Below are 13,689 nucleotides of genomic sequence, written 5' to 3'. Positions count from 1 at the left end.
CGGATGCCGTCCTGGCGGACCCGTCCACCAGCCGTCCTGGCGGACCCGTCCACCCCGGATTCCACCGGCCGCCCCGTCCATGCCCGTACCACCGGCGGAAACTACCCCCACTTGCCGGGCATAACGGACGGCCGGGCGGGAAGCCAGGGCGCCGGGACGAGACCGGGAGGCGAGATGACGCACGGCTGGGATCGCGGTGGCGGCTCCGGGAAGCGGGGCCGGCAGCCCGGCCGTACCGCTCGATGACCTCGCTGGGCCGGATCGCCGGCCGGCTGGCGCCCCCGATCCCCGTGCCGGACGTGCTGGGTGAGGCCACCCGGACGGTCGGTTCCGCCGCGGCCAAGCTGGCCCGCACCGCCGGGCTCACCCGCCGCCGGGTCTGGTCCGGCCACGGCCGCCACCACATCGAGGTGCACGGCGTCTGCCAGGACGGCGGCGACAAGCTGGCCCGGCAGGTCGAGGCGGCCCTGGAACGGCTGCCGGGGGTGGCCTGGGCGCGGGTCAACGCCCCCTCCGGCCGGGTGGTGGTGGCCGTCGCGCAACCCGAGCCACGGCTGCGTGACCTGATCGCCACCGTGGCCCGCGCCGAACAGCGCTGCGACCACGAACCGGACCCGGAGATCCCGCCGCCGCACCCGCCGGAGGAAGGCCCGCGTACGCCGCGCACGCTGGGCGCCCTGGTCTCCGACGCGCTGGGCCTGACCATCTCCGCCGCCACCCGGCTCCTGCCGTTCACCCCGGTGCCCGGCGAGGTGGCCGGCCTGCTCGGCTACGTCGACCTGCACCCGAAGCTGCACGCCCTGGCCGGCCGGGGACTGCGCGCCGACCCCCGCGCCGACGTGCTCTTCCCGCTCGCCGAGGCGGTGGTGCAGGGGCTCACCGGCGGCTGGGCCGGGATCGTGCTCGACGGGGCACAGCGGATCGTGCAGTGGGGCGAGGCGCACGCCCAGTTCGTCACCTGGGAGAAGGCCGAGCCCCGGTTGACCGGTGACCCGGACCGGGCGGTGGCCCGCGTACCCCGGCTGGACCGGCCGGTCCCGAAACCCGACGGCCCGGTCGAGCGCTACGCCGGGCGGATGCTGGCCGCGGGCGCCGCGGCCGGTGCCGCCGCGCTGCCCGTGGTGGGCCGCAAGCGGGCCGCCGCGCTGGCGCTCTCCGCCCTGCCCAAGGCGCCGGGCAGTGGTCGGGAGGGGTACGCCGCCCAGCTCGGCCGGATCCTCGCCCGGCGCGGAGTGATCGCGATGGACCGCGAGGTGCTGCGCGAGCTGGACCGGGTCGACACGGTGGTGCTCGACGCGGCCGTCCTCGGCTCGGGCCGGGGGGTGCTGGCCGACCTGGCGCCCCTGGCCGGCGCGGACACCGGCGAGGTGGCCGGCCGCGCGTTCGCGCTCTTCGACCCCGACGCCCCGGACCGGCTCCAGCACGCCGACGGTTGGCGGCTCGGACCGCTGGACCGGGTGGACGCCGACGACCCCGGCGACACCCCGGACAGCCGGCGGCTGCGCGACTGCGACGGCCGGCTGCTCGGCCTGGCCCACGACGGCCGGCTGGTGGCGGTGCTCCGGGTGGACGAGGAGCCGGCGCCCGGGGTGGCCGCACTGCCGTCGGCGGCCCGGTCGGCCGGGCTGCGGTTGGTGGTGGCCGGCGACGAACCCGACCGGTACGCCTTCGCCGACGACGTCCGCCCCGGCGGGCCCCGACTCACCGAGTCGGTCCGCGCCCTGCAACGCGACGGCGCGGTGGTGATGCTGGTCTCCGGCGACTCGACGGCGCTCGGCGCCGCGGACTGCGGGCTCGGACTGGCCGACCCGGAGGACCCACCGCCCTGGGGCGCGCACCTCCTGGTCGGCGACGACCTGCGGGTCCCGGCGCTGCTGATCGAGGCGGCCGGGGTGGCCCGCCGGATGACCGGGCAGAACATCCGGCTCGACCTGGCCGGTACGGGACTCGGCGCGCTGGGCGCGCTCACCGCCGATCCGGCGCTGCTGCCCGGCCGGACCCTGTCGTCGGTGAACGGCGCCGCCGCCCTGGCCTTCGCGCACGGCGTGTGGCGGGCCCGCCGGCTGCCCGACCCCGCCCGGGAACCGGTTCCGGTCACCACCGCCTGGCACCTGATGCCGACCGACACCGTGCTGCGTCAGCTCGACTCCCACCCCGACGGGCTGACCACGGCCGAGGCGCAGCGGCGGCACGGCGGCGGAGGGGACGGCGGGCCCGGACCGGGCGGACTGCTCCGGGCGTTCGTCGACGAGCTGGCCAACCCGCTCACCCCGGTCCTGGTGGCCGGTGCGGTGCTCTCCGCGTCGTTCGGCTCGCTGGTGGACGCCGGCCTGGTCGGCGGCGTGGTCGGCGGGTCGGCGCTGGTCGGGGCGGTGCACCGGCGCAACACCGAACGGTCCCTGGCCGAGCTGCTGTCCCGCACGGCGGTGACCGCCCGGGTCCGCCGCGACGGCGCCGAGCAGGTGGTGTCGGCGGAGGAACTCGTCGCCGGGGACGTGGTGGTGCTGGGCCCCGGGGACGCGGTGCCCGCCGACTGCCGGGTGCTCACCGCGGTCGGCCTGGAGGCCGACGAGTCGTCGCTGACCGGGGAGTCGCTGCCGGTGGGCAAGACCGAGGAGGCGGTGGTGGCGGCGGCCGTCGCCGACCGCCGGTCCATGCTGTACGAGGGCACCACCATCGCCGCCGGGCGGGGCACCGCCGTGGTGGTGGCCACCGGTGCCGAGACCGAGGCCGGACGGAGCATGGCCCTGGCCGGGCGGACCCCGCCGGCCGGCGGTGTGGAGGCCCGCCTCGGGCGGTTGACCAGTACGGCGGTACCACTGGCGGTGGGTTCCGCGGTGGCGGTGGCCGGGGCGGGACTGCTTCGGGGCGTACCCCTGGCGGAGACGGCCGCGACCGCCGCGAACCTGGCCGTGGCGTCGGTGCCGGAGGGGCTGCCGTTCCTGGTCAGTGCCGCGCAGCTGGCGGCGGCCCGGCGGCTGGCCGAGCACGGCGCCCTGGTCCGCAACCCGCGGACGATCGAGGCGCTGGGCCGGGTCGACGTGCTCTGCTTCGACAAGACCGGCACCCTCACCGAGGGGCAGCTGCTGCTGGCCGGGGTCGGCGAGGACGGCCGGTACGCCCCGATCGACCGGCTGGACGACGGGCTGCGCCGGGCCCTCGCCGCCGGGCTGCGCGCCACCCCGGCCGCCGACGACCCGGACGAACTGCCCCAGCACACCGACCGGGCGGTGCTGCGCGGCGCGCGGGGCGTCGGGGTGGGCACCGACACCGGGGCGGACGGTTGGACAGCGCTGGGCGGACTGCCGTTCGAGCCGTCCCGCGGCTACCACGCCACCGTCGGACGCACCGGCGACCACCTGCTGCTCAGCGTCAAGGGGGCGCCGGAGACCGTGCTGCCCCGGTGCACCGCGTGGCGGTCCCCGGGTGGCCGGGACAAACCGCTGGACGAGGAGGGACGCGACCGGCTGGCCGCGACGCTCGCCGACAGCGCGGGGGCGGGCCACCGGGTGCTGGCCGTCGCCGAGTGCCGGGCCGGCACCGCCGACATCACCGACTCGGACGTCCGTGACCTGGTCTTCGTCGGTTTCCTGGCGCTCGCCGACGGGGTACGCGAGAGTGCCGCCCCCGCGGTCCGCCGGATCCGGGCGGCGGGCGTGCACACCATCATGATCACCGGTGACCACCCCGCCACCGCCGAGGCGATCGCCTCGATCATCAGCCCGGACCACGAACCGCAGCGGGTCGCCACCGCCACCGAACTCGACCAGCTCGACGACGACGCCCTCGGCGAGCGGCTGGCCCACGTCGACGTGGTCGCCCGGTGCACCCCCACCCACAAGGTACGGATCATCCAGGCTCTCCAGAAGGCCGGCCGGACCGTGGCGATGACCGGCGACGGCGCCAACGACGCCCCGGCCATCCGGCTGGCCGACGTGGGCATCGCCCTCGGCCAGCGGGGCACCCCGGCGGCCCGGGCGGCGGCCGACCTGGTGGTCACCGACGACCGGCTGGAGACCATCATCGCCACCCTGGCCGAGGGCCGGGCGATGTGGTCCTCGGTACGCCACGCGCTGAGCATCCTGGTCGGCGGCAACCTCGGCGAGATCGCGTTCAGCGTGCTCAGCGCCGCCGCCACCGGCCGGTCCGCGCTCAACGGCCGGCAGCTGCTCCTGGTCAACCTGCTCACCGACCTGGCGCCGGCGCTGGCCATCGCGGTCCGGCCACCCGGCGACGGCCACGCCGACAACCTGCTGCGGGAGGGTCCGGACCGGTCCCTGGGCGGCACCATGACCCGCGAGATCGGGCTGCGCGCGGCGGCCACCACGCTCGGCGCGACCGCCGGCTGGACGCTGGCCCGCTACACCGGCACCCGGCGCCGGGCCGGCACCGTGGCGCTCGCCTCGCTGGTCGGCACCCAGCTCGGCCAGACCGTGCTGGCCGGCGGCACCAGTCCAACGGTGCTGGCGTCCACCGCCGCGTCGATCGGCGTGCTGGTCGCGGTGGTGCAGACGCCGGGGGTGAGCCAGTTCTTCGGCTGCACCCCGCTGGGGCCGGTCGGCTGGAGCATCGCGGCCGGCTCGGCGCTCGGCGCCACCTTCGCCAACGGCGCCCTGACCCGCCTCGTGGAACGCTTCCCGGCCACCTCGCCCGACGGTCGCTCCACGCCCGACGACGCCTCCGAAGAGCCGGACGACGCGGACGCGTCGACCGGCTGAGGCTGCCTACCCCTCGCCGGTTGGCGGCCGAGGCCCGGGGGTACCGCGACGGTCGGCGCCGCCCCGGTTGACGGGGACGGCGGCGACCGGCGCGCTCCGCGCGGGTCAGCCGCGCTCGGAGATCGCCTCGATCAGGTCACCCACCGGGCGTTCCGGGAGCGACCGCGCCACGTCGGCGACCGCCACGATGCCGACGAGCTCGTGCCCGTCGATCACCGGCAGCCGGCGTACCTGGTGCTTGCCCATGGTGCGCAGGATCTCGGTGGCATCGTCGTCGGCACCGATGGTCACCGCCTCACCCTGGGCCAGCTCACCCGCGGTCACGTTGCCCGGGTCCCGCCCCTCGGCCAGCACCTTCACGACGATGTCGCGGTCGGTCAGCATGCCCTTGAGCCGGTTGTCGTCGCCGCAGATCGGCAACGCCCCGACACCCAGCTCGGCCATCCGGCGGGCGGCCACCCGGAGGTCGTCCTGCTCACGGATGCAGGTCACGTCGCTGGTCATGATGTCGCGCGCGGTCGGCATCAGCGTCACACCTCACTTTCGGGGGGGTCGTCGTCCCCTCTCTGCTACCCCGGTCGGGCCCGCACATGCTGTCCGATACCGTCCACCGGCCGCGCGCGGGCGGTGTAGCGAGCGACGCGGATGGAAACATGGAGACGGTGTCGAGACTGTTGGGCGGGCGCTACCAGACCGAGGAGCTGCTGGGCAGCGGTGGCATGGCCGCCGTGTGGCGGGGCAGGGACCTGCGCCTGGACCGCCCGGTCGCGGTGAAGGTACTCACCGGCGCCGGGCTCGACGAACCGACCGCCCTGGACCGGTTCGACCGGGAGGCCCGGGCGGTCGCCCGGCTGGCCCACCCGCACATCGTCGCCGTCTACGACTTCGGCACCGACGAGGGCGACCCCTACCTGGTCATGGAGCTGGTCGATGGGCCGACCGTCTCGGCGCTGATCGGCCGCGGGCCGGTGCCCGTGGCCCAGGCGGTCGCCATCGCCGAGCAGACCTGCGACGGGCTGGTCGCCGCCCACGAGGCGGGCGTGGTGCACCGGGACATCAAGCCCGGCAACCTGATCGTCACCCCCACCGGCATCGTGAAGATCTGCGACTTCGGCATCGCCCGGCTCCCCCAGGACGGCGAGAACACCCTCACCAACGCGGCCACCCGGCTCGGCACCAGCTCCTACATGTCCCCCGAGCAGGCCGTCGGCGGGGCCGTCGACGCCCGCACCGATCTCTACGGGCTCGGCTGCACCCTCTACGCCATGCTCACCGGCATCCCCCCGTTCACCGGTGACCCGCTGCACGTGCTCCACCAGCACCTGCACGACCCGGCCGCCGCGCCGAGCAGCCGCCGTCCCGACGTACCGGCGGCACTGGACGCCCTGGTCGCGGACCTGCTCGCCAAGGAACCAGCCGGCCGCCCGACGGACGCCGCGCAGGTCCGGGACCGGTTGGCCGCGATCCGGGCCGAGCTGACCGGGGCCGGGTCCGTACCCGTGCCGCTGGTTCCGGCCGTCGCGGCCGCCGCCGGCCGGGCGCATCCGGCCGGACCGTGGCCGGTCGCCGGCGGCGGCCCGTTCCCTGCCTCCGACGCCCGGCCCGCGGTCGAGCAGGCGGACCCGCCGGCGGACCGGCGCCGCCAACGTCAGGGCCTCGCCGCGGCGCTGGGTGTGCTCGCCGTGGTCGCGCTCCTCGCCGTGGTCGTCGCGAGCCAACTCACCGGCGACGACGACGATCCGCTGACACCGCCGGTCGTGGCGCCGACCGCCGCGGTCGTCACCCAGGCCCCGCCGAACCCCGTCGTCACCGTCACCGCCGCGCCGACCACCACCAGGGCCCGACCGAGTACGCCCGCACCGTCGACCCGCACCACCTCGGCGCGGCCGGCCACCCGGAGCGCGGCACCCACCAGCGCCCCGGCCAGTACGCCGCCGCGCACCGCCAGCCCCTCGCCCTCGCCGCCCCCGCCGAGCGACCCGATCGTCGCGATCCGGCTCTCCATCAAGGAGCAGGTGGACACCGGTCAGCTCAGCCCGGACGCCGCCAAGGACCTGTACGCCAAGGTGGACGCCATCGCCAAGGACCTCGCCTCGGACGACCCGCAGCGGGCGAAGGACGACATCAAGAAGTTCCGCGACAAGCTCACCGAACTCAACAAGGGCGGACGGCTCACCGACGCCGGCTTCACGCAGCTCACCAAGGACATCGACCGGGTCGCCGCCGATCTGGACTGATGCCCTGCCGCGCGGCGACGGTCAGCGACGGTTCCGGGACCGGCGCCGGGCCAGCCAGACTCCACCTGCCGCCGCCAGCAGCGGGAGCAACAGGCAGAGGATGAGGACGGACAGGTGCCACGGCTTGATCGCTCCCATGGCCGGCACGGTAGTGCCCACCGTCCAGCCCGCCCGCAGCTGAAAACCAGCGACCCGCGCGCCCGGAAGATGACGGGCGTGACGGGACTGCCATCGAGTTGCACCCGCACCGTCATCGGATCGCCCTACCGCTGAGAACTCGGTGCGGTACGGATGGAGTCATGTTCCTTACGAACGGGCCGCTCAGAGGCCACACCGCATGACAGCCACCGGTACCTGGCCGCTCGTGCCCAGCGTGATCGCGCTGCTCACCGCGCTGGTGGCGATCCTGTTCGCCGGCGGGGCACTGGCCCGGACCGCGGACGAGCTGGCGGACCGGACCGGCATGGGCGAGGCGGTGGCCGGCGCCCTGCTGCTCGGCGCGGTGACCTCGCTGCCCGGCATCGCCACCACGATCATCGGCTCGGTCCGGCAGGACGCCGAGTTCGCCCTCGCGAACCCGATCGGCGGCATCGCGGTGCAGACGGTGTGGCTGGCCATCGCCGATCTGCTCTACCGCAGGTCCAACATCGAACACGCGGCCGCGTCTCTGGAGAACATCCTGCAGTCGCTCGTCCTGGTGGCGTTGCTCTGCCTGCCCGTGGTGGCGTACGCGACGCCTGAACTCACCGTCCTCTGGGTGCATCCGGCGAGCCTGCTGATCCCCGTCATCTATCTGTACGGTCTGGTGCTGCTACGCCGGCTGCGCCGGGAACCGATGTGGCTCGCCCGCCGAACCGCCGACACCCGTGAGGATGTGCCGGACACCGCTTCGTCCGGTGCGAGCACCCGCCAGTTGTGGCTCCGGCTGGCCGCGCTGGCTGCCGTGGTGGCCGCCACCGGTTTCCTGATCGGCCAGGGCGGGCTCGGCGTGGTGGCCGCTTCGGGTCTGCCCAGCGGCTTCGTCGGTTTCACGATCACCACGGCGCTCACATCGCTACCGGAATTGATCACCCTCATCGCGGCGGTGCGCATCGGGGCACTGACCCTCGGCATCGGCAACATCCTCGGCGGCAACGCCTTCGACTCTTTGATGCTCTTCCTCGCCGACGGAACCTACCGATCCGGATCGATCTATTCCGAGGCCAATCTGTCGGGGCTGCTGTTCACCGGCATGACCACCCTGATGACCGCCACGCTGGCGGCCGGGCTGGTGATCCGGGAGCGTCGGGGAATCGGCTTCGAAGGGGTCGCCATCCCGGTCATCTACCTGGCCACCGTGGTCCTGCTGCTGATCCGGCCCGGCTGAGAGGGCCGGACGACGAAGACACCCACGGGCACTCCCCGGCCAGCCCGCCCGGTCCGAGGCCGAACCAGCAGCTGCCTCAGCTGACGGCACATGGCCTGAGGATCCCCCGGCGAGCAGAGGAAGTCGAGAGAGCTGGCCGGAAGGTGCTGGTGGGCCGGAGGCACCACCATGCGAACCACACCGCCGCCATCCCTGGTGATCCGTTGACCCTGACTCTCCCGGAACACGGACTTGGACGGCGTCTCGCGAACCAGCCCTGAGCAGCCGAGGCCACTGACGCATGCGGCCAAGCAGGCTAAACTAATCCCTTAGCTAAGCGAGGAGGTCGCGCCATGTCGGCTGAGGCGGTGCACTACAACATGCATGATGCCAAGACCCATCTGTCGCGCATCATCGAACGGGTGGAACACGGCGAGGAGATCATCATCGACCGAGCGGGTACCCCGGTGGCGAAGGTCGTACCGCTGGTCCGGCGGGCCAACCGCACCGCAGTGGGCTCCCTCGCCGGGCAAGTGGACCTCTCCGGTGACTGGGACTCAGCACAGACCAACGCCGAAATCGCCGACGACTTCGGCACTGGCGCATGAACCTACTGCTGGACACTCACGTCGCGCTCTGGGCCATCACCGGCGACCCCACCCTCGGCACCGAACTGCTCGACCGACTACGCCACGAGCCGGACATCTTCCTCTCCTCGGTCACCCTGTGGGAGATCACCATCAAACAGAGCACCGGGAAACTCACCGGACCCCCCGACCTGGCAGAGCGGGTAAGGGACATGGGCTTCCGAGAACTCCCGGTGACCCATGCCCACGCCATCGCCGCCGGCCGCCTGCCCTCGCACCACCGCGACCCCTTCGACCGCATGCTGGTGGCACAGGCAATCACCGAAGGGCTGACCCTCGCCTCCCGCGACGCGTCGATAGCGCTGTACGACGTGGATGTCCTCAAGGTGTGATCGAACGGTCGGTCCACGCCTGATACCCACGAGAGGGCCAGGCCAACTCGCCCACTGGCCGTCCATCCCACTCCGAGCCGCGCCGGTTGTTCCGCACCGGGTTTGAGGGAGACCCGGTGAGCCGTGGCCTGCAGCTTCGCGGCGTCGGACCATCCGTTTGGGTATCGTTCGGTGGAGCCCAGGGGACTCGAACCCCTAACCCCTGCCTTGCAAAGATCAAGACTGCTGTCGGTCGGCGTCGGCTACTGCCGTTGACCTGCTCGCCCTGTCGACCCGAGTCCGCTCGTGACCGGGTCGGTCGGCTGGCTTGGCTGTACGGATGGCTGTACAGCCAAGCCAGCGACCTAAGGCCGCTACGCGCTAGGAACGGCTGCTCTTGCTGGATCGACGGCGCACGACAACCCCCAATGCACCGATCGATGCGAGGGCCACGCCGCCGATGGCAGTAATGGCCGCCTGGGCGACCTCTCCGACATGTGAGCCGCTGACCAGGACGATGCAGAACACCGCCACGATCGCAAGCGCGGTCACCAGGACGAGTCCCCAGATGGGCGCGGCTTCAGTTTGGAGGCGGGCCCTGGTCTGGTCCTGCCTCGGCGTTCTCGTTACCGTGGTCACGGCGTCTCGTTCTCCTTGATGAGTCGGTTCCGCTGCGGGACATTGGCGGACGGGACCTGTGGCGGGCCCTTGGGATGCGACCCCAATGGGCCCGCCCTCTGCGTGCTGGGCAGGTCTGCCGTTGCCGATGCCTGACTGTAGTGGCTGAACCAGACAGGCCGTGCGTGTCCTGTGGGCGAATCGGGCATATCCACAGGGGGCGGTTCACCAATCCTCCTCTGTCGTATGGACGTGCTAAGCACCCGCGCCTGGTCCAGACGGCATCCCTCCGCCGGAGGAACGCCCCGACTCTTCTAACGTTCGGGGGCCGAAAAGAGGCTCGGACCGAGAAAAGCTTCTCGGCCCCCAGAGCTGTGGTCCGGTTTGATGAGGGCGAGGCGTCGCATCACGCCAGTGGGTGGAACATGCGGGGACCTGGGAGGATCTCCTCGTCGGGCAGTCGTAGACCTTCCGGCCTCCGCAGACGGGGACAAGGTGGAGCGCCCCACTGGACGAACGACCTTGGCCCCGTCTGCGGAGGCTGGTAGCCCTTGTGGTGCCCGGCGAGGTGATCCGGGACTGCATCTCTGAGGAGGGCCGGGGTTCGGGGCGGAGCCCCGAGGTCTTGAGACGGCGACTTCTTCTGCACTTTCCCTGGGACGTAGCGCAGGAACAGCCGCGTTTCGCCTTCATCATGCTGCCCAGAGCGTGGCCGGCCGGCCCGGCCGATGCCGGCCGGAGGTCGCCAGCAGGCCGGGGCCGGGCCGGCGCGGCCCGCTTGCGGGCCGCCTTGATCTGATAGAGCGGAATTCGGCAATGTGATCCGGAGGCGGCCGTGTCCCGTCACGGCACATGCTTGACGGGCTTTGGCGGCTGGGCTGCCGTAAAGCTCAACAGCGGGGAATCAGATGGCGGGCCGCCGGCTCACGTCGTAGAAGTCCCAGTCGAGGTTCCAGAAGGATTGGAGGCCGTGGTCGCGGATGTATTGCCTCTCCGCCTCGTGGATCGGGTACATGCCGACCAGATGGACGATGTCGTGCCCCTCGTGTCCAGGTCCGCCGACGTCGATGCGGCGGTCGTCGGCCTCGATGACGATTGGAGGACCGACGACGAACGCCGTCATGTCCGACTCCATCGAGATCCGCTCGCCGAAGTCGATGGTGTTGCCGTAGGTGAAGGGACATGATCCGCGGAGACCTTCTCCGAGGTGGCCGACCGCCCAGGCCCACCGGTCATCCTCGGACCGAACACTGATGCACAGCTCGGGGCTTCCCAACTTCCAGTCCGCGTGTTCCGCCAGCGAGACGCCGTAGGTAAGGGCAGTCGCCAGGTCGTCGGGCAGGTGGCGGTAAGCGATGACGGTGACCCCCTTCATGCCTTCCTTGGTGGAGGCAACAGGTAGGAACCGGGGCTCAACACCCCCGCTGAGCCGATCAAGATGGGCGAGGTAGTTCTCTACGCGGCTGGCCACGCGCCGATCATGCCCCAAGCCGCTTCGTCCCGAACCGGTCCCCACTCGCACCGCCGACGGCAGAGGACGTCTAGGCGAGACGTCAGGCATGTCCTGGGACGGATCCGTCGAATATGTGGTGGGACTAGACAGATCCGGAGGCGGCCGAGCGACGGTGCGATTCAGCGTGAGCCAGTTGGGTTGAGGAGGCGTACGCCGTCGTGGTGACGGATAGCTGGCGGTGCGTCGGCGTCCAGGGCATCAAGGATGCGGACGGCGAAGGTTTCGTTCATCTCGGCGCGTACGCGTTCTGAGGTCCACCAGTCGACTGCGGCTGACTCCTCGGTCGGGTGGGGTGTCCCGTCGACGAGCTGGGCGCGGAAGACCAGGGCGACGACGCCAAGCTTCATGTTCTTGTAGACGCCGGTGAGCCGGACCGGCTCGACCCGTACCCCGGTCTCCTCCTCGACTTCCCGGCGCATGCCGTCCTCGATCGGCTCGTCCAGCTCCAGGACGCCGCCGGGGAGCTGCCATGCGCCGTTGTCGCGGCGCTGGATGACCAGCACGCGGCCTTGGTCGTCGGGGATGACGGCGGCGACGCTGACGGAGTGGCGGGGCTGGGTCACGGGTGCTCCTCGAAGATGCAGAGTGCGGCGGTGGCGTCGTCGTGGCGTTTGTAGCGCGGGTGGTCTGCTCCGGTCGGGTCGGCGTTCTCGGCGTGGCGGACGCGTCGGATCAGCTCGCATGGTCCGTATTCGGTGAGCACGTCCAGGAGCTGCTGCCAGTCCATGAGCTGGTACTCGTCCACGGCGCAGGAGGTGCCGTCGGTGAGTAGAGCTGCCCGGCGTACCCGTTGCGGGCCGTGCAGGTCGAGGGCGCCGGTGACTGCTTGGCGCGCGGCTTCGGGGTTGGCGGCGGCGATCCAGTAGCCGTGGGGCTGGTTGGTGAGTTCGTACTTGCCTGGCGTGGGCCGTCCGGCCGGTAGTTCGGTGCCGTGTAGTGCCAGGGCTTCACGACGGAGCTCAGCCACCGCGATGCCGAATCGCTGGTCGGTCAGGACGGTGACGGTGTCGCCCTGGTCGACGACGAGGGTGCAGTCAGACAGGATCAGGTAGTCGAGCTGGTCGCCGGAAGGGCGGAGCAGGCAGACGGTGGCGGCCGGCGTCGCCGGGTTGTCGAGATCGCACCGGCCGTCGTGGTCGACGCGCACTCGCTCGATCGCCTCGGCCAGCAGGTCGGGCAAGCCCGCGGCTGCCTCCTCGCCTGCGACTTGGGCGAGGCGGCTGGTGAGTCGCTGGACGTACCAGGCGGGGCCGTGGACGCATCCGCTGTCGCGGTCGCGGGGTGCGGTGACGCCGTCGAAGACGCCGACCAGCGATCCGACGTGCAGGGCGGCGTCCTCGTTGGCCGGGCGGCCGGGGGCTGCTTCGGTGGCGAGGCGGACGCGCATCATCGGTCCTTGGGCGCTTGCTGGTCGTCCCAGCCGTAGCGCAGGGTCCACACGTGGCCGGGCATGACGTGGATGCAGACCTCGATCGGGCGGTCCTCGGCGGTGTAGGCGACGTGCCAGATCTCGAAGACCGGCTGCGAGGCGTCCAGGTCAAGGGTGCGTTGCTCCTCCTCGCTGGGCATACGGATCGACACGTCTTCGGTGAAGCGCACCGGTCCGTGCCCCAGCTCCGCGAGGCGACCGTAGGAGCCGCCCTTACCGGCGTCGGCCTGCATCAGCGGCTTGCAGTCCTTCGTGATGGACCAGGGTAGGTACGAGTCTGCGATCTGCGTCGGCTCGTCGTTGGCGTAGAGGACTCGGCTACGCAGCAACGACGCCTCACCCTTACGCAGGCCGAGGGTCTGCGCGACCGCCGGTGGGGTCGTCGTGCGTCCGATCTCCCGGTACTCGGTGCGGGACTTGAGGCTGAGCTTGCGCACCTCGACCTCACCGGCGCCGCTGCCCTCCTGCCGGGCGGCGTAGCGGGCCTGGGCGTCACGGTGGATGCGGGGAAGCGATCGGACGACGGTGCCGGTGCCCCGGCGGACCTTCACGTCACCGGACGAGCGGAGCAGGCCGATGGCGCGGTTGACGGTGACCCGGGAGACACGCAGCTCCTCGGCAAGGCGGTCCTCGCTGGGCAGGAGAGAGCCGGCCGGGTAGGTGCCGTCCTGGATGCGGCCACGGATCAGCTCTGCGATCTGCCCGTACTGCGACCTCGGCGTCTCGATCATCGGCTTCGCCGTTTCCCCTGCTCGTAGGACGTATTACCGGGAGCGTACCTCTGCCGTGTGCTCCGGCTCTCATCGAAGCGTTCAGGACTCGGACGTATTACGTCTTGCCTCTACATGGATGACCTCCTATTGTCGCCGTA

11 protein-coding genes are annotated in these 13,689 nt (G+C 72.2%); 5 read left to right on the top strand and 6 right to left on the bottom strand.

The genetic code is table 11. The annotated features are described in order from the left end of the window. Positions 1–242 precede the first annotated feature (242 nt). A complete protein-coding gene (locus tag GA0074704_RS02985; RefSeq protein ID WP_088969067.1) occupies positions 243–4,718 on the top strand; it encodes a cation-translocating P-type ATPase in 4,476 nt (1,491 codons plus the stop codon). A gap of 105 nt (positions 4,719–4,823) precedes the next feature. Here GA0074704_RS02985 and GA0074704_RS02980 read toward each other — a convergent pair whose 3' ends face one another. Continuing rightward, complete coding sequence (locus tag GA0074704_RS02980) at positions 4,824–5,243, bottom strand: CBS domain-containing protein (protein WP_088973412.1); 420 nt, start codon at positions 5,241–5,243, stop codon at positions 4,824–4,826. Positions 5,244–5,380: 137 nt separating this feature from the next. On the opposite strand from GA0074704_RS02980, the gene GA0074704_RS02975 reads away from it, so the two are divergent. From GA0074704_RS02975 to GA0074704_RS02960, 4 genes are all read left to right on the top strand, one after another. Continuing rightward, positions 5,381–6,955 (top strand): serine/threonine-protein kinase, encoded by a 1,575-nt coding sequence (locus tag GA0074704_RS02975; protein ID WP_172880367.1) that lies wholly within the window; start codon positions 5,381–5,383, stop codon positions 6,953–6,955. A 337-nt stretch (positions 6,956–7,292) separates the two neighbouring features. Continuing rightward, the gene (locus GA0074704_RS02970) at positions 7,293–8,321 is read left to right on the top strand and encodes a sodium:calcium antiporter (RefSeq protein WP_088969065.1); all 1,029 of its coding nucleotides are present in this window, start codon (positions 7,293–7,295) and stop codon (positions 8,319–8,321) included. Positions 8,322–8,653: 332 nt separating this feature from the next. Continuing rightward, the gene (locus GA0074704_RS02965) at positions 8,654–8,908 is read left to right on the top strand and encodes a type II toxin-antitoxin system Phd/YefM family antitoxin (protein WP_088969064.1); all 255 of its coding nucleotides are present in this window, start codon (positions 8,654–8,656) and stop codon (positions 8,906–8,908) included. After that, positions 8,905–9,279, top strand: coding sequence for a type II toxin-antitoxin system VapC family toxin (locus GA0074704_RS02960; protein WP_088969063.1), 375 nt, complete (start codon positions 8,905–8,907; stop codon positions 9,277–9,279). Before GA0074704_RS02965 ends, GA0074704_RS02960 begins: the two co-directional genes overlap by 4 nt. A gap of 360 nt (positions 9,280–9,639) precedes the next feature. Here the strand turns inward: GA0074704_RS02960 and GA0074704_RS02955 are convergent, their stop codons facing one another. The 5 genes from GA0074704_RS02955 to GA0074704_RS02930 form a co-directional block, all read right to left on the bottom strand. Continuing rightward, a complete protein-coding gene (locus GA0074704_RS02955) occupies positions 9,640–9,897 on the bottom strand; it encodes a hypothetical protein (RefSeq protein WP_088969062.1) in 258 nt (85 codons plus the stop codon). A gap of 883 nt (positions 9,898–10,780) precedes the next feature. Beyond that, on the bottom strand, positions 10,781–11,347 hold the full coding sequence (locus GA0074704_RS02945) for a suppressor of fused domain protein (RefSeq protein ID WP_088969060.1): 567 nt from the start codon (positions 11,345–11,347) through the stop codon (positions 10,781–10,783). Between the two features lie 161 nt (positions 11,348–11,508). Then, positions 11,509–11,952 carry an NUDIX hydrolase gene (locus GA0074704_RS02940; RefSeq protein WP_197697691.1) on the bottom strand — a complete coding sequence of 148 codons (444 nt, stop codon included), beginning with the start codon at positions 11,950–11,952 and terminating at the stop codon, positions 11,509–11,511. Then, positions 11,949–12,776, bottom strand: coding sequence for a hypothetical protein (locus GA0074704_RS02935; protein ID WP_231926744.1), 828 nt, complete (start codon positions 12,774–12,776; stop codon positions 11,949–11,951). Before GA0074704_RS02935 ends, GA0074704_RS02940 begins: the two co-directional genes overlap by 4 nt. Beyond that, positions 12,776–13,549 (bottom strand): GntR family transcriptional regulator, encoded by a 774-nt coding sequence (locus GA0074704_RS02930; protein ID WP_088969059.1) that lies wholly within the window; start codon positions 13,547–13,549, stop codon positions 12,776–12,778. Before GA0074704_RS02930 ends, GA0074704_RS02935 begins: the two co-directional genes overlap by 1 nt. Positions 13,550–13,689 lie beyond the last annotated feature (140 nt).

Origin of the sequence: Micromonospora siamensis (assembly GCF_900090305.1) — a bacterium.
GTDB lineage: Bacteria > Actinomycetota > Actinomycetes > Mycobacteriales > Micromonosporaceae > Micromonospora > Micromonospora siamensis.
The sequence above is the reverse complement of the archived record's forward strand: the minus strand, read 5'-3'. Positions and strand labels throughout refer to the sequence as shown.

Coding starts and splice junctions, on each gene's coding strand:
- GA0074704_RS02935 (WP_231926744.1), bottom strand. CDS start 12,776: ATGCGCGTCCGCCTCGCCACCGAAGCAGCCCCCGGCCGCCCGGCCAAC.
- GA0074704_RS02980 (WP_088973412.1), bottom strand. CDS start 5,243: ATGCCGACCGCGCGCGACATCATGACCAGCGACGTGACCTGCATCCGT.
- GA0074704_RS02965 (WP_088969064.1), top strand. CDS start 8,654: ATGTCGGCTGAGGCGGTGCACTACAACATGCATGATGCCAAGACCCAT.
- GA0074704_RS02930 (WP_088969059.1), bottom strand. CDS start 13,549: ATGATCGAGACGCCGAGGTCGCAGTACGGGCAGATCGCAGAGCTGATC.
- GA0074704_RS02970 (WP_088969065.1), top strand. CDS start 7,293: ATGACAGCCACCGGTACCTGGCCGCTCGTGCCCAGCGTGATCGCGCTG.
- GA0074704_RS02960 (WP_088969063.1), top strand. CDS start 8,905: ATGAACCTACTGCTGGACACTCACGTCGCGCTCTGGGCCATCACCGGC.
- GA0074704_RS02985 (WP_088969067.1), top strand. CDS start 243: ATGACCTCGCTGGGCCGGATCGCCGGCCGGCTGGCGCCCCCGATCCCC.